Origin of the sequence: Sphingobium baderi, assembly GCF_001456115.1 — a bacterium.
In the GTDB taxonomy this organism is placed as follows: domain Bacteria; phylum Pseudomonadota; class Alphaproteobacteria; order Sphingomonadales; family Sphingomonadaceae; genus Sphingobium; species Sphingobium baderi_A.
This window is the reverse complement of record NZ_CP013265.1, coordinates 154,465-172,057: the sequence shown is the minus strand read 5'-3', so window position 1 is coordinate 172,057 and position 17,593 is coordinate 154,465. Positions and strand designations below refer to the sequence as shown.

General features: G+C 65.1%; 17 protein-coding genes. 7 read left to right on the top strand and 10 right to left on the bottom strand.

Features of this window, described 5'->3' with window-relative positions; all coding sequences use genetic code 11:
* Nucleotides 1-4: 4 nt before the first annotated feature.
* The 3 genes from ATN00_RS20970 to ATN00_RS20960 are packed head-to-tail and all read left to right on the top strand — an operon-like array spanning nucleotide 5 to nucleotide 3,923.
* Nucleotides 5-1,711: a copper resistance system multicopper oxidase gene (locus ATN00_RS20970; protein ID WP_015449263.1), complete on the top strand. Its 1,707-nt coding sequence runs from the start codon at nucleotides 5-7 to the stop codon at nucleotides 1,709-1,711.
* Nucleotides 1,708-2,694 (top strand): copper resistance protein B, encoded by a 987-nt coding sequence (locus ATN00_RS20965; RefSeq protein WP_170825659.1) that lies wholly within the window; start codon nucleotides 1,708-1,710, stop codon nucleotides 2,692-2,694. Before ATN00_RS20970 ends, ATN00_RS20965 begins: the two co-directional genes overlap by 4 nt.
* Complete coding sequence (locus tag ATN00_RS20960; protein ID WP_231746511.1) at nucleotides 2,688-3,923, top strand: MFS transporter; 1,236 nt, start codon at nucleotides 2,688-2,690, stop codon at nucleotides 3,921-3,923. The genes ATN00_RS20965 and ATN00_RS20960 overlap by 7 nt, the downstream gene beginning before the upstream one ends.
* 181 nt (nucleotides 3,924-4,104) lie before the next feature.
* Here the strand turns inward: ATN00_RS20960 and ATN00_RS20955 are convergent, their stop codons facing one another.
* The 9 genes from ATN00_RS20955 to ATN00_RS20915 form a co-directional block, all read right to left on the bottom strand.
* Nucleotides 4,105-4,509, bottom strand: coding sequence for a response regulator (locus ATN00_RS20955; protein ID WP_037486787.1), 405 nt, complete (start codon nucleotides 4,507-4,509; stop codon nucleotides 4,105-4,107).
* Between the two features lie 83 nt (nucleotides 4,510-4,592).
* Nucleotides 4,593-5,213, bottom strand: coding sequence for a response regulator transcription factor (locus ATN00_RS20950; RefSeq protein WP_037486757.1), 621 nt, complete (start codon nucleotides 5,211-5,213; stop codon nucleotides 4,593-4,595).
* A complete protein-coding gene (locus ATN00_RS20945) occupies nucleotides 5,203-6,738 on the bottom strand; it encodes a PAS domain-containing sensor histidine kinase (RefSeq protein WP_044663295.1) in 1,536 nt (511 codons plus the stop codon). The genes ATN00_RS20950 and ATN00_RS20945 overlap by 11 nt, the downstream gene beginning before the upstream one ends.
* A 58-nt stretch (nucleotides 6,739-6,796) precedes the next feature.
* Entirely contained in the window at nucleotides 6,797-7,270 is a 474-nt protein-coding gene (locus ATN00_RS20940; RefSeq protein WP_013039091.1) for a DUF305 domain-containing protein, read from the bottom strand.
* 90 nt (nucleotides 7,271-7,360) lie between these two features.
* Complete coding sequence (locus tag ATN00_RS20935; RefSeq protein WP_062069261.1) at nucleotides 7,361-8,548, bottom strand: copper resistance protein B; 1,188 nt, start codon at nucleotides 8,546-8,548, stop codon at nucleotides 7,361-7,363.
* On the bottom strand, nucleotides 8,545-10,497 hold the full coding sequence (locus tag ATN00_RS20930; RefSeq protein ID WP_015449251.1) for a copper resistance system multicopper oxidase: 1,953 nt from the start codon (nucleotides 10,495-10,497) through the stop codon (nucleotides 8,545-8,547). Before ATN00_RS20930 ends, ATN00_RS20935 begins: the two co-directional genes overlap by 4 nt.
* A gap of 67 nt (nucleotides 10,498-10,564) precedes the next feature.
* Nucleotides 10,565-11,131 carry an RNA polymerase sigma factor gene (locus ATN00_RS20925; RefSeq protein ID WP_017501305.1) on the bottom strand — a complete coding sequence of 189 codons (567 nt, stop codon included), beginning with the start codon at nucleotides 11,129-11,131 and terminating at the stop codon, nucleotides 10,565-10,567.
* On the bottom strand, nucleotides 11,128-11,568 hold the full coding sequence (locus ATN00_RS20920; protein WP_026109207.1) for a periplasmic heavy metal sensor: 441 nt from the start codon (nucleotides 11,566-11,568) through the stop codon (nucleotides 11,128-11,130). The genes ATN00_RS20925 and ATN00_RS20920 overlap by 4 nt, the downstream gene beginning before the upstream one ends.
* A complete protein-coding gene (locus ATN00_RS20915) occupies nucleotides 11,568-11,837 on the bottom strand; it encodes a hypothetical protein (RefSeq protein WP_037447996.1) in 270 nt (89 codons plus the stop codon). The genes ATN00_RS20920 and ATN00_RS20915 overlap by 1 nt, the downstream gene beginning before the upstream one ends.
* Before the next feature lie 132 nt (nucleotides 11,838-11,969).
* Here ATN00_RS20915 and copC point away from each other — a divergent pair, with 132 nt between their 5' ends.
* From copC to cueR, 4 genes are all read left to right on the top strand, one after another.
* Nucleotides 11,970-12,347 (top strand): copper homeostasis periplasmic binding protein CopC, encoded by a 378-nt coding sequence (copC, locus tag ATN00_RS20910; protein ID WP_007406420.1) that lies wholly within the window; start codon nucleotides 11,970-11,972, stop codon nucleotides 12,345-12,347.
* A 4-nt stretch (nucleotides 12,348-12,351) separates the two neighbouring features.
* A complete protein-coding gene (gene copD / locus ATN00_RS20905; protein WP_022684259.1) occupies nucleotides 12,352-13,296 on the top strand; it encodes a copper homeostasis membrane protein CopD in 945 nt (314 codons plus the stop codon).
* Between the two features lie 394 nt (nucleotides 13,297-13,690).
* Nucleotides 13,691-16,048, top strand: a complete 2,358-nt coding sequence (locus ATN00_RS20900; RefSeq protein ID WP_062069393.1) for a heavy metal translocating P-type ATPase — start codon at nucleotides 13,691-13,693, stop codon at nucleotides 16,046-16,048.
* Nucleotides 16,045-16,443, top strand: coding sequence for a Cu(I)-responsive transcriptional regulator (gene cueR, locus ATN00_RS20895; RefSeq protein ID WP_022684257.1), 399 nt, complete (start codon nucleotides 16,045-16,047; stop codon nucleotides 16,441-16,443). The genes ATN00_RS20900 and cueR overlap by 4 nt, the downstream gene beginning before the upstream one ends.
* 26 nt (nucleotides 16,444-16,469) lie before the next feature.
* Here cueR and ATN00_RS20890 read toward each other — a convergent pair whose 3' ends face one another.
* Nucleotides 16,470-17,105 carry a response regulator transcription factor gene (locus ATN00_RS20890; RefSeq protein ID WP_007683376.1) on the bottom strand — a complete coding sequence of 212 codons (636 nt, stop codon included), beginning with the start codon at nucleotides 17,103-17,105 and terminating at the stop codon, nucleotides 16,470-16,472.
* Nucleotides 17,106-17,593: the final 488 nt, after the last annotated feature.

Genomic DNA, 17,593 nt, shown 5'->3' with positions numbered 1-17,593 from the left:
GTTCATGTCTCCCTTACATATCCGGCCGATCGCGCGGCGCCGTTTCGTCCAGGGGCTGGCGATCGGCGGCGCGGTCGCCGGTTTCGCCCCGGCGCTTCTCGCGCGATCCGCACCAACCTTGCCCGCTGAGCTGAGCGGGACCGAGTTCGACCTCGAGATCGCCGAGCTGCCGGTCAACTTCACCGGCAAACGCCGTATCGCGACCGCCGTGAACGGCAGCGTGCCCGCGCCGGTCCTGCGCCTGCGCGAAGGCGACACGGTCACGCTGCGCGTACGCAACGGCCTCAAGGAGATGTCGAGCATCCATTGGCACGGCATCATCGTGCCGGCGGAGATGGACGGCGTGCCCGGCATCAGCTTTGCCGGCATCGCGCCGGGCGAGACCTTCACCTATCGCTTCGAGGTCCGCCAGAGCGGAACCTACTGGTATCACGCTCACACGCTCGCCGAGCAGACGGGACTCTATGGAGCGATCATCGTGGAGCCAAAACAGGTGCCGACGGCGCGGGCGCCCGATCGCGACTATTGCATCGTGCTCAGCGACTGGTCGGACGAGCCGCCGCTGCAGATCTTCCTCAATCTCAAGAAGCAGAGCAGCTACTATAATTTTGCGCAGCCGACCGCCGGCGATTTCCTCAAGGATGTCGGCACCATGGGCTTGGGCAAGGCGCTCGAGCGGCGGCGGATGTGGAACAGCTCGCGGATGAACCCGACCGACTACAGCGATGTCTCTGCCGCGACCTACACCTATCTGATGAACGGCGCGCCGCCCGCCGGCAACTGGACCGGTATCGCCGCGCCCGGCGAGCGCGTGCGCCTGCGCTTCGTCGGCGCGGGGACGGCGACGTTCTTCGACGTGCGGATCCCCGGGGTCGAGCTGACGGTCGTATCGACCGACGGGCAGCCGGTCGAGCCGGTCACGGTCGAGGAATTCCGGATCGGCCCGGGCGAGACCTACGACGTCGAGTTCACCATGCCCGAGGGCGGCGCCCGCACCATCTTCGCGCAGGCGATCGATCGGAGCGGCTATGCGCGTGGCACGATCGCACCGGCCCCGGGCATGGCGGCAGCCGTGCCGCCGCTCGATGCCCGGACCTGGCTCGAGCCGGTCGACATGATGGGCGCGATGGCGACGATGGGCGCAATGGGAGGCGACGCGCATGCCGGGCACGGCATGACCGAGATGCCGGCCAGGGCACGGCACGCCCGCACCGAATATGGCGCCAATACCGACATGCGCGTCGACTATCCGCGCACCAATCTCGACGATCCCGGCGCCGGGCTGCGCGGGCGCGGCTGGCGCGTGCTGACGCTGGCCGATCTGCGCACGCCGGGCGGCGATCCCGACCCGCGCGAGCCCGAGCGCGACATCGAGCTGCATCTGACGGGCAATATGGAACGGTTCATCTGGTCGCTCGACGGCATCAAGCTCAACGATTCCAGGCCGCTTCATTTCAAGCCAAACGAGCGGCTGCGCGTCACCTTCGTCAACGACACGATGATGGCGCATCCGATGCATCTGCACGGCATGTGGAGCGATGTCGAAGGCCCGGACGGCGCCTTCCAGGTCCGCAAGCATACGGTCGTGGTCCAGCCCGCCCAGCGGGTGAGCTTCCGCGTCACCGCCGACGCCATGGGCCGATGGGCCTTCCACTGCCATCTGCTCTATCACATGGCGGCCGGCATGTTCCGGGAGGTGGTGGTCGCATGATCCGGATTTTCCCCTCGCGCGGCATCGCTCTTGGCGCTGCCCTCTTCCTGGCGCCGGCGATCACGGCCCCCGCCCTCGCGCAGGATGCCTCGCCCCCGTCGCCCGCCACCACCCCTGCCCAAACGGCCACTCCCGCTCCGCACACTCCTTCCGCGCAAGGCTCTCAGGACCATGCGGGCATGGACATGCCGGGCATGGATATGACCGACACGAAGGCGTCCGGTAACGGCGCCACGATGGACATGGGCTCGATGCAGGGCGGCCAGGCCCCGCCGGACGCGCGCAACTCGGACGATTATGCCGACGGCTACCGCAACTCGACGCTGCCGGGCTATGAGATGGCCGACAAGCTCTCAATCCCCAAGATACTTGTCGATGAGCTTGAGTTCACCAGCGGCAACGAGGGTCAGGGCGTGGGCTGGACCGTGCTCGTCACCAAGGGTCAGGACAATGACAAGCTCTGGCTGCGCAGCCAGGGGCTCAAGAACTCCCGCGACCAACGTCTCGATCCGGAGAGCAGCGTCGAGGCGCTGTGGTGGCACAGCAAGAACCCGTTCTGGGGCACGCTGCTCGGGGTCAGGCAGGATCTCGGCAAGGGTGCGACCACCTGGCTGGCCGCCGGCGTCGAGGGACTGGCGCCCTATTGGTTCGACGTCCAGCTCACCGGCTATGTAGGAACCGATGGGCGTCTCGCGGCGCGCGCCAAGGCGTCCTATGAGGTCTTGTTCACCAATCGGTTGATCCTCACACCGCAGGTAGAGACCAATATCTATTCGAAGCGGTCGAGAGATCGGCAGCTTGGCAGCGGCTTCAGCAATGTCGAGCTGAGCGGACGGTTGCGCTACGAGGTGTCGCGCAAGTTCGCGCCCTATATCGGCTTCGTCTGGGAGCGTGCGTTCGATGGCACGGCGGGCTTCCGACGCCTGCGGGGCGAGGGGTCATCCGAACACCGGCTGGTGATCGGCTTGCGCGCTTGGTGGTGATACCGGCTCTCCGACGAACCGCTGACCCGCTTGTTCCCCAAGGCGAATCACACGATGGCAAGCGTGGTCAATCCTCCTTCATTGTGTTGCTGCTCGCGGCGGTGTCGGCCTCGGCAGGGCAGACGGCCATTCTCGCTTTCCTTCCGACCCTGGTCGACCCAAATCCCGGCGGGCTTTCCTCAGCGCATGATTTTCATGTCGCGAGCTTGACCGCCGTCCACCCGCTGGCAGCACTGGTGGCGGCACCGCTTTGGGGCTGGATTGCCGACCGGGTCGACTACCGCGTCATGTTGCGCACAGCGCTCATTATCCTCGCGATGGTGACTGCACCAGTTGGCCTCGTAGCTCTGCCGACTCTCTACGTTTTGCGCACGGTCGCGGGGATGGCGGCCGCCGCCATCATACCGCTTGCGCTGCTCAGTGCGAGTTTCGCCGCGGTCAGCCGTGGGGAGCAGGCGCGGCGTTTCACCTGGTTGACGGGGTCTGTATTTTTGGGAGACCTCGGCGGACCGCTTTTGGCGGAAGCCTCCGTTGCGATCATGCCCGGCGCGCCGCTCATGATCGTTGCTGCCAGCATCGGCACCGTCGCGGGGTCGCTTTGCCTTGTAAGCCTGCCAGGCCGCTGTGCGCACTGCCTCGACTCAGGAGATCCGCCGCCGCCGACAGTCTGCGCCACGGGAGTCCTATTACTCATCACGATCGCTGCGGGGGCCGGGCTTGCCGCTATGCACGTCAATCTCCTGATGACGCGCAGTGCGGTCTCGCTGAGCCGCGAGCAGATCGCCTGGATGCTCAGTCTTTGCGGATTCGGCATGCTGGCGGCGCAGATCTTTCATGCAAGGCTCGATTGGTTAGTGAAGGTTCCCGGGCGTCTTGCCGGATTGACGCTCGGTTTGCTGGCAGCGGCGCTCGTTGCCTTTCCACTCGCATCAAGCATAGCCGATATGAGCGTGTTCATCCTGGTCGCCGGTTGGAGCTCGGCGAGCCTGCGATTGGTCACAAGCTTCTGGATCAGCGGTTCTGCGGCGGCCTCAGGGGTGAGGCTTGGCCTCCAGCATTCGGCTGCCAGCATCGGGCAGGCACTGGCGCCCGTGGCGCTCGCTTTCGCCGCACCCGGCGCTCAGCCTCTCGTCCTCTGGAGCATTGCCGGCCTGTCGCTCCTGCTGCTTGTGGTCCTGCCACTAGCTTGGAAACGGCCCTCTTCAGGTGCTAATTCGTCAGGCGGATAAGGGGAGCGCGTAAATCGATATGAATCGTACCGTCCACCACTATCCAAGATGTGTTGCTGTGACAAATGAGCCCAGCCGCGGGCAAGGCCCTTGGGCGCAGCTGGGTTGGTTTCCTCTGGAAAAACGACGTGCTCGTGTCCCCACCTGGCCTCTTTAGCGTTGGCGGTCGGACGCGGTCCATTTACTCATTCGACGAGAGGCGTCTGTGACGGCCGATTGCCTCGAGGAGTAGACGGCTCCTTAGTGGTTTAGTGATCATGTGATCAAAGCCCGCGTCGGCAGCGCGGCGGGCGAGAACCTCGTCATGGAAGCCCGAAATCATGATGGAGCATCCGGACCAGCCCAGCGATCGGAGTTGGCGCAGGATCGAAAAGCCATCAATGTCCGGCATGCGATAATCAACAATCAGGCAATTGGCTCGCTTGGCACGCGAATCGGCCAAAAGCGCGCTACCACTTGTATAGCTACAGACGCAGTAGCCACGGGATCTAAGGAGAAGCTGAAGGGCACGCCGAACACCCGGGTCGTCGTCGGAGACGAGGATGGTGTAGCGCCCATCACCTTGTGTGTCAGAAAACGAAGACATCTCGCGCGACATGAGGACCTGTTGCATCACGGCAATGGCTCGCACGATGCGGCATCCTCGTCGCTACGTAGAGGGCGCAGTTATCACGTCTTGCGACCGAACCCGGCAGCAAAGGCGATCCTCAACGCCTCAGAGAGATTGCGGACCTCGAGCTTGGCCATGAGGCTGGCGCGGTGAACCTCGACCGTCCGGGATGAGCAACCCAGATCATAGGCGATCGTCTTGTTGGGCAAGCCGTTCGCCAATCCTTCCAGCACTTCCTGCTCGCGGGGGGTCAAGGCAGCAACCCGCACCTCGGCTTCCGACGATTCCAGCGCGCGAAGGTCGACATCGTCGAGACGAGCGAAAGCGCGCCTCACGGCCTCGAGCAGGGCAGCCTTCTCGAAGGGCTTTTCGAGAAAGTCAATCGCGCCGCCTTTCATAGCCTGCACAGCTACCGACACATCGCCGTGGCCGGTCAGGACGATGACCGGCATGTTGATCCCACGCGCAGCCATAGTGGTCTGGACTTGGAGACCGTCCATTTCAGGCATCCGCACATCCAAGATAACGCAGCCTACTTCAGCGGACTTCGCTGTCCTGAGAAATTCCACTCCGGAGGTGTAGGCGATGACATCATAGCCCGCGGTTTTGAGCGCGAAGCTTGCCGCCTTGCGGATGCTCTCCTCGTCGTCGACCAGATGAATGATGCGTCTATCCCCCATGTTCCTCCTCCGCCCGCGCGTGGATCAGCGTGAAGTGAAAGCACGTGCCGCCTCGGTCAGAGCGCTCCATCCAGATGCGGCCGCCATGTGCTTCGATGATCGTCCGGCAGATCGAGAGGCCAAGGCCCATGCCGTCGGCCTTCGTCGATGTGAACGCCATGAACAGTTGTTCGCGAATTTCTTCCGCGATCCCGGGGCCGGTATCCTCCACCGTAACCTCGACAAGGCCGTCGGCACGCAAACTCGTCGCGACTTTGAGGTCGCGGATCGATGATTCTGCCATGGCCTCAACGGCGTTGCGCATCAGGTTTACGAGCACCTGCTGGATCTGCACCCTGTCGATGAGGACCGGCGTGGCTGCGGGGTCGATTGCGAAGAAGCTACGGATGCCCCGCTCGCGCGCGCCGACCAGTGCCAGTTGGCTTGCCTCGGTGATGACTTGCGGCAGGTCGTGCAAACTCTTGTCGACCTCACCGCGTGCGACGAAGTCGCGGAGGCGCCGGACGATGTGGCCAGCGCGCAGCGTCTCCTGAGCGGCATCGTCCATTACGGACCGAAGAGAGACGAATGGCTCATCATCCTGGACAGCGAGCATGTCCCGAATGGTTTCGAGATAGAGCGCCACTGCGGCGAGCGGCTGATTGAGTTCATGAGCAAGCGTGGAGGCCATCGTACCCATCGCGCTCAACCGCGAGACATGAACCAACTCCGCTTGCAGTTCCTTGAGCCTGAGCTCATCCTGCTCCTTGGCGGTGAGATCCCGGATGAACCCTGTGAAAAGCCGCTGGCCCTCTTCACCGGCCTCGCCGACCGACAACTGCATCGGGAAGGTCGAGCCGTCGCGGCGCTGACCCACAACGACGCGGCCCAGACCGATGATCCGGCGCTCGCCCGTCTGCAGATAATGCGCGATGTATTCGTCGTGCCGGTCGCGGTCGGGCTGAGGCATAAGACAGGAGACATTTTGCCCGACGAGCTCGGCTTCCGAATAGCCGAACATGCGCTGGGCAGCAGCGCTGAACGAGGTGATGACGCCGGCCTCGTCGATTATTATCATTGCATCAGGTACGGTCGCCAGGATCGATTGCAGATGCTGCTCGCGCGTTTCGTTTGAAGCCCGGACCGCCGCCTCGTCGGTGACATCCCGGCTGATGCAGGCAAAGCCTCGATGGGCGTCGTCTTCGAACAGCGCAGTGATGGTCAATCGCGCAAGGTATTCCGAGCCGTTCTCGCAGACTCGCCAGGCTTCACGCTCCAGAGTGCCTTCGCGCAGAGCGGCGTCCAAGTCGGCGCGGGGCCGTCCTGCCGTTATCTCGTCTGGCGGGTAGAACAGGTCGTGGGGCTGTCCCAGAACGCGATCGAGCGGCCAGCATTCGGCACGCTCGCCTTCTTCATTATAGCTCAGCACGATCCCGGAAGGATCGAGCAGCGTCAGGACGTGGCCGCCAGCCTGTCGCAGGAACAGCGGCGCAAGCCGCGCTACGTCGCTTGCAATCTCGTCCGCCCCGCGCCTCGTGTCGACCATCGGCCGGCTCACATACCTGGCCGGGCGCACGTATCCGGGCGTAGCCCGACCGTGCCACTCAGCGCCGCGCGAGTATGGCCTTCATCTCGTCGATTTCCTGCCGCTGCGAGCGCTTGATCGATTCGCAAAGCCGGATGACTTCCGGATCGCTGAGCTTTGCTTCCTGGCACATCAGGATCGCCCCGGAATGATGCGGGATCATCGAGCGCAGAAAGGCCGTGTCGCCGATCGTGGTCTGGGTGCGGATGAGTGCAAAGCTGCCGAAGAAGGCGACCAGCGACGCGGCGATCAGCGCGATGTTGGCGGCCTTCGACGCGAACATGTGCCGCATGGCGAGGATCATCAGCACCACCATCGGCGCGACCATCATCAGCGTCATGTAGAGCATGTTGAGGTTGTTGTAGAAGCTGTCGAGCCCGTCGATCATGACGAACATCACCAGATACATGATGACGCCGCTGATGACGGTCTGAACGGCAAGGCTCCAATAGGCGCCCATCTTCCGGGTGTTCATGTGGGACGAATGGTCCATGGCGTATCTCCTTCGCTCGGCGCCGGCCGACCTGGGTATGAGTGTAACGCCCCGCTCTCTTGTTCGCCCCCGCCATCAGCCGTCCTGATGCTAAAACCAGAAGCGAACGCCGGCGACGAAGCTGGTGGCATGGACGTCCTCGCCCGCAAGCCTCGACAGCCGCGCCGTGTCTCCGGCTTTGCGCAGATAGGAAACGCCGATGTAAGGCGCGAACTGGCGGCTGAATTCGTAGCGCAGGCGCGCGCCGAGCTCTATGTTGACCAGCCCCGAACCGATGTCGTTCTCCGGAATATCCTGTGCGGCGAAATTGACCTCGGCGCGCGGCTGGAGGATCAGGCGCTGGGTGATGCGCTGGTCGTAATAGCCCTCGACCCGGCCCAGAACATCGCCCTTGGTCGAGAGGAACAGCGCGCCTTCGACCTCGAACATGCCAGGAGCCAGGCCCTCGACGCCGATCGTCGCGTAGGTGCGGTCGGGCCCGCGGCCGAAGTCCTGGCGGATACCGCCCTGAAGATTGAAATAGGGGTCGATGGCCCGGCTGTAGAGCACCTGCACCTCGGCGCTGTCGATGCCGCGGCCGAACTCGCCTTCGCCCTCGCTCTTGAGCCAGAGCCGGTTGATGTCGCCGCCGTAAAAGCCTTCGCCATCCCAGCGATAGCCATCGCGGCCGCTATGCGCCTGATACTCGAACAGGTTGAGCAGCATTTGCCCGAAATTGTTGCCGCCGGTATCCTTCATCATGATGTCGCGCGAGCGCGCCATCTCGCCGCCGGGAAAATCACGATCGGCGAAGTGGTCGCTTGGGGGAGGCGGCGGGGGCGCATTGCCGGCCGGAAGCGCCGTGCCGGTCATTTGCATGCCGGGCATGGCGGGCATTCCCGGCGTCGCTGTCTGGCCATGCTGCGCATGGTCCATCCCGGGCATGTCGGGCATCGCGCCGTCCTGATGCTGGGAGTGGTCCATGCCCGGCATCTCCGGCATTGCGGGAGACGTGGATTGCGGCTGACCGGCCGCATTTGCTTGCGCCGCGGGAGTGGTCTGGTGCTGCGAATGGTCCATTGCCGGCATGGTGTCCGGCGCTGGCTTCTGAGCGCGCGGCCTGGCAGTGGGCTTGGGGCGCGGCGCGGCGGCCTTGTCCTTCTTTTTCTCCTGCGCCGGCCGCGCCCCGCCCGGCGGCGCCATGCCGGGCATGTCGTGCATCGAATGATCCTGGGCAAAGGCGGGTGCGGCGGCGAGAAGGGCGATCGCGCTCACCAGCGGCGTGAGGATGCGGGTCATTGCGCGTCTCCCTTCGGACGCACGCTCACGACCCGCATCATCCCTGCATGCATGTGGTAGAGGAGATGGCAGTGGAAGGCCCAGTCCCCGACCGCGTCGGCGGTGAAGTCCCAGCTCACCTTGCCGCCGGGCTGGACGATGACGGTGTGCTTGCGCGGCGCATGGTCGCCATGCCCGGTCACCAGCTCGAAGAAATGGCCGTGGATGTGGATCGGATGCCCCATCATCGTGTCGTTGATGAGATTGACGCGCACCCGCTCGCCTTCGATGAACGGGATCGGCTCGTGATGGTCCGACATTTTCTCGCCGTCGAACGACCACATGAACCGCTCCATGTTGCCGGTGAGGTGGATGTCGATGCTGCGGCTCGGCGCGCGCACGTCTGGATTGCGCTCGAGCGCCATCAGATCCTTGTAGACGAGCACCTTGTGGCCGACGTCGGTGAGGCCCTGGCCGGGCTCGCCGGTGCGGTCGACGGGCATCGGCGAGATGGTCTGGACGCTCGGATCGCGCTTCACCTGCGGCGCGTTCGAGAAGTCGCGCATCTTCATCGAACCCATCGCGTGCCCGCCATGATCCATGCCCGCCATCTGGCCATCGGCGCCCATCGCGCCGTGGTCCATGCCGGCCATCGATCCATGATCCATCCCGCTCATCGCGGAATGATCCATCCCCGAATGGTCCATGCCCGCCATGGCGCTGTTGTCCATGGTCGCCATCGCTGCCGCCGCGCCGGTCGCGAGGCGCGCGGACGCGTTCTTCTCGGCCGTCGGATCGACGCCCCGCATAGCGCCGCCCGACATGTCCATGCCTTCCATGCCCGGCATCGAGGACATGTCCATGCCCATGTCCTTCATGTCGGCGAGCGGCCGTTTGCGTAAGGGAGGCACCTCGCCAGCCATGCCGGCGCGCGGCGCGAGCGTGGCACGCGCCATGCCCGAGCGGTCGATGGCCTCGCCGACAAGAGTATAGGCCTTGTCCTCGCCTGGGCTGACAACGACGTCGTAGGTCTCGGCGACACCGATCTGGAACTCGTCGACGGTGACGGGCACCACATTCTGCCCGTCGGCCTGGACGATGCTGAGCGGCAGGCCGGGTACGCGGACGTTGAAGGTGGTCATCGCCGACGCATTGATGACGCGCAGCCGCACCCGCTCGCCCGGGGTGAAGAGCGCGGTCCAGTTGTCCATCGGACCATGGCCATTGACGAGATAGGTGTAGGTCGATCCGGTGACATCGGAGATGTCGGCGGGGTCCATCCGCATCTGGCCCCAGTCGAGCCGGTCCTTGAGTGGCTGGTCCTTGCCCGAGAGCAGCCCGGCCAGCGTCTGGCGCTGGAAGTTGAAATGGCCGGGGTTGACCTTGAGACGCCGGAAGATCGCCTGCGGCGAGAGTGCGCTGTGATCGGCGAGCACGATGACATGCTCGCGGTCATAGGCGACCGGATCGGCACCGGCGGGGTCGATGATGATCGGGCCGTAATGGCCTTCCTGCTCCTGCAGGCCCGAATGGCTGTGATACCAGTAGGTGCCGCTTTGCACGACGGGGAACTGGTAGAGGTAGTTCGATCCCGGCTTGATGCCCGGAAAAGACACGCCCGGCACGCCGTCCATATTGGCCGGCAGGATCAGCCCGTGCCAGTGGATCGAGCTGTCCTCCTCGAGTTGATTGACGACGTTGAGCCGCACGCGCTGGCCTTCGCGCAGCCGGATCAGCGGGGCGGGGACCGTGCCGTTGAGACCGATTGCGCGGAACTGGCGCCCGTCGATGCTCATCGACTGCCGGGCGATGGTCAGCGTGATGTCTTCGCCCGACACGGTCGGTAGCGTCGGTCGCATCCCCGGCGAGATGGTCTGCGCCCAGGCAGGCAGCCAGGCTGATAATGCGGCGCCACCACCGGCGAGGGCCGCGCCGCGAAGGAACTGGCGGCGGTCGAGGGCAGAAATCATTCGGTTTGTCTCAGCTTGCGGAAAGAGGGCGGACCTATTGGAAATACGCAGCCCACCCGCCTGCCCCTCAAACTTTCTTCAAACTTTCCGCGAGGCGCGCCCGGGCGCGGTAGAGGCGGGTCTCGACGGCCTTCTGGGAGATGCCGAGGATCTCGGCGGTTTCGGCTTCCGATTTCTCGTCGATCGTCCGCAGGATGAGCGTGTCCTTGAGCGAGGCGGGCAGGGCGGCGATCGCCGTCATCGCCTCGGCGAGTTGCTGTTCGGCATCCAGGGCGCGGTCGGCCGAGGGTGCGTCGTCGACGATATGTTCGGCTTCGCCCAGAGGAAGGGCGAAGGAAAAGAAATTGCGGACCGCACGGCGACGGCGCCAGTCGTGGCATTTGTTGATGACGATCCGCGACATCCAGACCGGGAAGGGCCGCGTCCCATCATAGCGGCTGAGCGCGGAAAAGGCGGCCACGAAGCTCGCCTGAGTGACGTCGAGCGCCTCGTCGGGGCTACCGACATGGCTGCGCACGAGACGGTGTACCCAGCCCTGATGCCGGCGGACCAGCTCGCCATAGGCCGCTTGCCGGCCCCCCAGCGCCAGAGCCGCAAGCTCCCCGTCCGAGCAGTCGGGGAGGTGGAGCGTCATTTTTTCTCGGCCGTCAGCGCTTTCACGACGGCGTCGTCGAACTTCACCGTCTGGTCGGGGCGGAGCACCGCACGCATCGCGAAGATATGCTCGAGCGTTTCCTTCTGCAGCGCGCCCATCGCCTGGTGTGACCGGTCGACGGCGGCGGAGACCTGAGGCCCATAGCCATGTTCCGACCTGATGGCCTGCGCGAGCCATGCATTGTCGGCGCGCAGTTCCGCTTCCAGGGCCTGTCGGCGGATGGCGTAGCGGGCTTCGATAGCCTCGAGCCGTGCATGTTGCGCGCTATCCAGCTTGAGATCGCGATGGAGCAGGTCGTGCAGCTCATTCTCGACAGGGGGCGCCGGCACGACATAGAGCCGGCCGATCACGACCCCCGCTACTGCCGCAACAAACGTCAGCAGCACGAGAAGGAGAAGGCCGCGGCGATCGCGCATCATTGCGCGCTCAGCAGCGTCGAAGGAGCGAGCGCGAGCCGCGCGTCGAAGGGCGATGCCGCAGCATCTGCCGAACGCACTGGCACCGCGGAACCGGCGATGCCGATGAAGAGCGCGACCGCGGCTGCGACACCGAAGGTCGTGGCGCTCAGGCGCGGCATGGCCTGGAGCCGGGCGATCTCGGCCATGACGCGGCTGTCCAGCCCGGCAAGCCGGGGATCGAGGGGGGCTTCCCGCAACCGGCTGAGCATGTCGTCGAGGTGGTCCATGATGTTTCTCCGTCTTCTCTTCTCAATACGCAGGGTGGTCTTCTAACCCTTGTCCGGGAACAAAAAGAAAATTGCGAGGGGTGCAGGTCGCGGCTGCGTATTCTCTCATGTCACTGACAGGAGAATGTCCAAATGCGCTTCTTTTCGCCGCTCGCAGCCATCGCCGCCGTCGGCCTGAGTGTTTCTGCTCCGGCCTACGCCCATCCCAAGCTCGTGTCCTCGACGCCCGCCGCCAACGCCAGCGTCCCGGCGCCGTCGCGTATAACGCTCACCTTCAGTGAAGGTCTGATGCCGAAGCTGTCGGGCGCCGAGATCGTGATGACCGGCATGCCCGGCATGCCCAACCACCGCATGGCGGTAACCGGCTTCAAGACGTCCGTCGAAGGCGACAAGACGCTCGTGCTGACGCTCGCCAAGCCGCTCATGGCGGGCAGCTATCAGGTCGCCTGGCACGTCGTCTCGACCGACACGCACCGCATCCAGGGCAATCTCGCCTTTACCGTCAAGTGACGCCATGAACGACGTGGCACTCGTCGCCGTCCGCTGGGCGCTCTACGTCGATCTCGGCCTGCTGTTCGGCCTGCCGCTGTTCGCGCTCTATGCGCCTGGCGGCGGCCGGATCGTTCAGCGGCATATGCCGATGGCGGCAATGGTGGCCTGTCTCGCCTGTCTCGCCCTCTTGCTGTCGGCGCTGGGGTTCGCGTTGCAGGCTGCGGCCATGACCGGCCTGCCGCTCACCCAGCCTGATCTATCCATGGTCGCAGACCTCATCAACGGCACGTCCATGGGAACGGCGCTGAAGGCGCGTCTTGTCGCGCTTCTTGTTCTTCTGCTCTGCATCCCCTTCTATCGCCGGCAATCCCGTCCTGTCTTTATCGCGTCCACTCTGGCAGGCGCGGTCGCGCTCGCGACCCTCGCCTGGAGCGGGCATGGCGCGGCCGGCGAAGGCGAGGCGGGCTGGCTGCAACTGGGGGCCGATCTCATCCATCTGCTCGCCGCGGGCGCCTGGGTCGGCGCGCTTGCCGCATTCCTTGCGCTGGTTCTTACCAGGCTCGCAACCGATGATCTCGCCACTGAAGACATGGACCGGGTCATGCTCGCCGAGGAAGCGCTGCGGGGCTTCTCCCTCGTCGGCACGATCATCGTCGCCCTGCTGATCCTGACCGGGACGGTGAACGGCTGGTTCCTGGTCGGCCCGGGCAACATCGCGTCTCTCGGGCAGTCGACCTACGGCCTGCTGCTCATCGCCAAGCTGCTGCTCTTCGCCGGCATGCTGGGCCTGGCCGCGCTCAACCGTTACCGCCTGACCCCGGCACTGGCGCAGGCGATCGAGGAAGAGGACGCGCCCCGGGCGCAGGCGCTGTTGCGGGCGAGCCTCGTCGTCGAAGGCGGTCTTGCGATCGTCATTCTCGGGCTGGTCGCCTGGCTGGGGACACTGTCGCCACCAATGTCGATGTAGTTTATCGTTTCGAACGCCTCGCGTTGGGAGAAGCCAATGCAATCCTACACCCCGCCGCGCGGGACTGGATCGACGAAAGACTATGATCGCGCGATCCGCCTGTGGGCGCGGGAGAAGCGGTGGCGTGCCGCCATGCTTGCCATGCTGCGCCCGGATTGGCGCCTGGTAATCGCCGATTATGGCCGCCAGCACGGGTCTCATGCGGCTCGCCTTCCGCCTGACCGTGCAGCGGCTCGATGGCATCGACGATACCCAGCCCAATGCCGACGGCGTGCTCCCCGGCCTGATCCCGGCCGAGCGACCGGGTACGCCGATTTGGCCGCTTAGGCGATTACGTATTGACCCTGACACGGTGTCAGACCCTAGATCGTCAGGCGTCGAAAGGAGCAAGGCGATGAACGAGACACATGGAGCGGCGCATGGCGGCGGTTGCTGCGGCGGCCACGGCGGCGCGAAAGCGGCGACCGGCATCAAGGACCCGGTCTGTGGCATGACCGTCGATCCGGCGACCACGGCGCATCACGCCGAGCATAGCGGTGAAAGCTATCATTTCTGCAGCGCGGGCTGCCGGACCAAATTCATCGCCGATCCCGAGCGCTATCTCGGCCCGCCGACGCCGCCGGTCGCGGCGCCCGAAGGCACGATCTGGACCTGCCCGATGCATCCCGAGATCCGCCAGGACCATCCCGGGTCCTGTCCGATCTGCGGCATGGCGCTCGAACCCGCGACCGTGACCGCCGACAGCGGCCCCAGCCACGAGCTAGTCGATTTCACGCGGCGCTTCTGGGTCGGCCTCGTGCTGGCTCTCCCGGTGCTGATCCTCGAGATGGGCGCGCATGTCTTTCCCGCGATCCATCGCCTCGTGCCGATGTCTATCTCGGTATGGATCCAGTTCGTGCTGGCGACACCCGTCGTGCTGTGGGCGGGCTGGCCGTTCTTCGAGCGTGGCTGGGCCTCGCTCAAGACCCGCAACTTCAACATGTTCACCCTGATCGCGATGGGGACCGGGGTCGCCTGGATCTACAGCGTCATCGCGACGCTCGCGCCTCAGCTGTTCCCGCCGGCCTTCCGCGGCGAGGACGGCATGGTTGCCGTCTATTTCGAGGCGGCCGCGGTGATCACCGTCCTCGTGCTGCTCGGCCAGATGCTCGAACTGCGCGCGCGGGAACGCACCTCGGGCGCGATCAAGGCGCTGCTCAACCTTGCACCAAAGACCGCGCGCCGGATCGGTTCTGATGGGAACGAAGAGGAAATCAGCCTTGATCTGGTTGCGGTGGGCGACCGCCTGCGGGTGCGGCCGGGCGAGAAGGTGCCGGTCGACGGCGTAGTCGAGGACGGCCGCTCCTCGCTCGACGAGTCGATGGTCACCGGCGAATCCATGCCCGTCACCAAGGCAAAGGCCGACACAGTGATCGGCGGCACGCTCAACCAGACCGGTGCGCTGGTGATCGTCGCCGACAAGGTCGGCCGCGATACCATGCTCGCACGCATCGTCCAGATGGTCGCTGAGGCGCAGCGCTCGCGCGCGCCGATCCAGCGCATGGCCGATCAGGTGTCGGGCTGGTTTGTGCCCGTGGTCATCGCGGTTGCGGTGGTCGCGTTTATCGCCTGGGGTATCTGGGGCCCCGAGCCGCGCTTCGCCTATGGGCTGGTGGCGGCGGTCGCCGTGCTGATCATCGCCTGTCCCTGTGCACTGGGTCTCGCCACGCCGATGTCGATCATGGTGGGCGTCGGCCGCGGCGCCGGACTCGGCGTCCTTATCAAGAATGCCGAAGCGCTCGAGCATATGGAGAAGGTCGACACGCTCGTCGTCGACAAGACAGGCACGCTGACCGAAGGCCGCCCTGCCGTCACCCAGGTCGTGCCGGCGCCCGGCTTCGACGAAGCCGAGTTGCTGCGGCTTGCCGCCTCGGTCGAACGGGCTTCCGAACATCCGCTCGCGCTGGCGATCGTCGAGGCTGCGAAGGATCGCGCCATCGCCACGAGCGACGTCACCGACTTCGACTCGCCGACCGGGCGCGGCGCGCTCGGTACGGTCGAAGGGCGGCGCATCGTCCTCGGCAATGCGCGGTTCCTCGCCGACGAGGGCGTCGCCACCGAGGCGCTCGCCGACCAGGCCGACGCGCTGCGCCGGGATGGCGCCACCGCGATCTTCATCGGGGTCGACGGCACAGTCGGCGGCGCCTTCGCGATCGCCGATCCGGTGAAGGCCACGACACCAGAAGCGCTCGCCACGCTCAAGGCGGAGGGCATTCGCGTGGTCATGCTGACAGGCGACAACCGCACGACGGCGGAAGCGGTCGCCCGGCGTCTGGGCATCGACGAGGTGGAGGCCGAGGTGCTGCCCGATCAGAAGAGCGCCGTGGTCGCCAAGTTCAAGCGCGAGGGGCGGGTGGTCGCCATGGCCGGCGACGGTGTCAACGACGCCCCCGCGTTGGCCGCCGCCGACGTCGGCATCGCCATGGGTTCCGGCACCGACGTCGCGATCGAGAGCGCTGGCGTCACGCTGCTCAAGGGCGACCTGACTGGCATCGTCCGGGCGCGGCGGCTCAGCCAAGCGACCATGTCGAACATCCGCCAGAATCTCGTCTTCGCCTTCATCTACAATGTCGCGGGCGTGCCCGTAGCGGCGGGTGCGCTCTATCCGCTGTTCGGTATTCTGCTCTCGCCCATTATCGCGGCGGCGGCGATGGCGCTCTCTTCGGTGAGCGTGGTCACCAACGCGCTGCGCCTCAACCGGAAAGCACTGTGAACATCGGCGAGACGTCACGGCAGAGCGGCGTCTCTGAGCGGATGATCCGCCATTATGAAAAGATCGGCCTCATCCCGGCGCCGGCGCGTCGGGGTGCTGGCTATCGTGACTATGGCGAGCGCGACCTCCATCGCCTCCGGTTTATCGCCAATGCCCGCGATCTCGGCTTCCCGATCGAGGAGATCCGCACGTTGCTCAGCCTTTGGGCCGATACCGGCCGTGCCAGCGCGGAGGTGAAGCGGCTTGCCCTTGCCCGCGCCGATGAGTTTCAGCGCAAAGCCGAGGCGTTGACGGCGCTGCGCGACACGCTAATCGACCTGGCCGAGCGCTGCCAAGGCGACGAGCGGCCGGATTGTCCGATCATCGCCGAACTGGCCGCGGCCCGATCCGCATAGCATCCGGCATCGCACGGCCGAGAATTTTAGGGGTGCCCGTTTTCGGTCGATTCGTGCAGGTCGACGGCGAAAGCGATCCGCAACAGGTCGGGCAGGCTTTGCGCGTTGAGTTTGATCATCAGACTGGCCCGATGCAGCTCGACCGTGCGCGACGTGACGCCGAGTTCATCTGCGATAAGGCTATTTGGATAGCCTCGCGAAATTCCTCTCAGAACGGCCCGTTCGCGCTGCGTCAGTCTCGCGGCTTTCGAAAGAGCGTCGGCCTGTTCGGAGGCACGACGGGCTATACTCTCAAGCCAGCTGAAGCCGCGGTCGATCGCGCCGAGCAATGCGGCCTTCTCGACCGGTTTGGCGAGAAAGTCGGCAGCGCCCGCCTTCATCGCCTGTACGGCGAGCGTAGGATCGCCATTGCCCGTCAGCACCACGACGGGCATGTCGATACCGCGTCGCGTCAGCTCCGCCTGAACCTGCAGGCCGTCCATGTCGGGCATGTGCATGTCGAGAACCACGCAGCCTTTCTCGGCGTCCTCTGCGCTCAACAGAAACTCCGGCCCCGAAGCGTAGGCTTCTACGGCAAACCCTGCGGTCCGCAACGTGAAACTTAGTGCTTTTCGTATTGTCTCTTCGTCATCGACGATATGCACGACGCGCTTGTTCCCCATAGCCCCCGAGATCGATCAATACGCAGTGCCGCGAGGGCAGCGCTTCAAGGGATACTTCTCTGCACGTTGGACTATGGTCCCAGGTCAAGAGTAAAAATTTGGCGAGGCAAAACGGCGAAGGACAGCGAAACTGTGAGGGTTCGGCTACTCCGCTCACACCAATGCCGCGGTCGCTGCGGCTCATTGCCGGGTCTCTGCTCCGGACGATGCATGCGAGTTGCCCGCGCCGCCCTCGGCGCGATCGAGCCATCGCTACGCTTCCATCACATCGTCGACCGGCAGCGGGTTACTGGCGCCCGGCGGGCGAGGGGGGCGGGTTGGCCCTTGACGGCTGCGCGATCGGACGCCCAGGATAGCAGGGTGGCGCGCTTTACTTCGGGCTCAAGCTTCAGGTGCCCAGCAACGTCGAGGGGATCGATGAACGAGCGTGTGTGCGACACGACATATCCTCCTTCCCTGCCGCGATTTTCTCCGAAAGGGAGATCTCA

Coding starts and splice junctions, on each gene's coding strand:
- ATN00_RS20935 (WP_062069261.1), bottom strand. CDS start 8,548: ATGACCCGCATCCTCACGCCGCTGGTGAGCGCGATCGCCCTTCTCGCC.
- ATN00_RS20955 (WP_037486787.1), bottom strand. CDS start 4,509: ATGTCTTCGTTTTCTGACACACAAGGTGATGGGCGCTACACCATCCTC.
- ATN00_RS20970 (WP_015449263.1), top strand. CDS start 5: ATGTCTCCCTTACATATCCGGCCGATCGCGCGGCGCCGTTTCGTCCAG.
- copC (WP_007406420.1), top strand. CDS start 11,970: ATGCGCTTCTTTTCGCCGCTCGCAGCCATCGCCGCCGTCGGCCTGAGT.
- ATN00_RS20945 (WP_044663295.1), bottom strand. CDS start 6,738: ATGGTCGACACGAGGCGCGGGGCGGACGAGATTGCAAGCGACGTAGCG.
- ATN00_RS20930 (WP_015449251.1), bottom strand. CDS start 10,497: ATGATTTCTGCCCTCGACCGCCGCCAGTTCCTTCGCGGCGCGGCCCTC.
- ATN00_RS20915 (WP_037447996.1), bottom strand. CDS start 11,837: ATGGACCACCTCGACGACATGCTCAGCCGGTTGCGGGAAGCCCCCCTC.
- ATN00_RS20940 (WP_013039091.1), bottom strand. CDS start 7,270: ATGGACCATTCGTCCCACATGAACACCCGGAAGATGGGCGCCTATTGG.
- ATN00_RS20950 (WP_037486757.1), bottom strand. CDS start 5,213: ATGGGGGATAGACGCATCATTCATCTGGTCGACGACGAGGAGAGCATC.
- ATN00_RS20925 (WP_017501305.1), bottom strand. CDS start 11,131: ATGACGCTCCACCTCCCCGACTGCTCGGACGGGGAGCTTGCGGCTCTG.
- ATN00_RS20890 (WP_007683376.1), bottom strand. CDS start 17,105: ATGGGGAACAAGCGCGTCGTGCATATCGTCGATGACGAAGAGACAATA.
- ATN00_RS20900 (WP_062069393.1), top strand. CDS start 13,691: ATGAACGAGACACATGGAGCGGCGCATGGCGGCGGTTGCTGCGGCGGC.
- ATN00_RS20965 (WP_170825659.1), top strand. CDS start 1,708: ATGATCCGGATTTTCCCCTCGCGCGGCATCGCTCTTGGCGCTGCCCTC.
- ATN00_RS20920 (WP_026109207.1), bottom strand. CDS start 11,568: ATGCGCGATCGCCGCGGCCTTCTCCTTCTCGTGCTGCTGACGTTTGTT.
- copD (WP_022684259.1), top strand. CDS start 12,352: ATGAACGACGTGGCACTCGTCGCCGTCCGCTGGGCGCTCTACGTCGAT.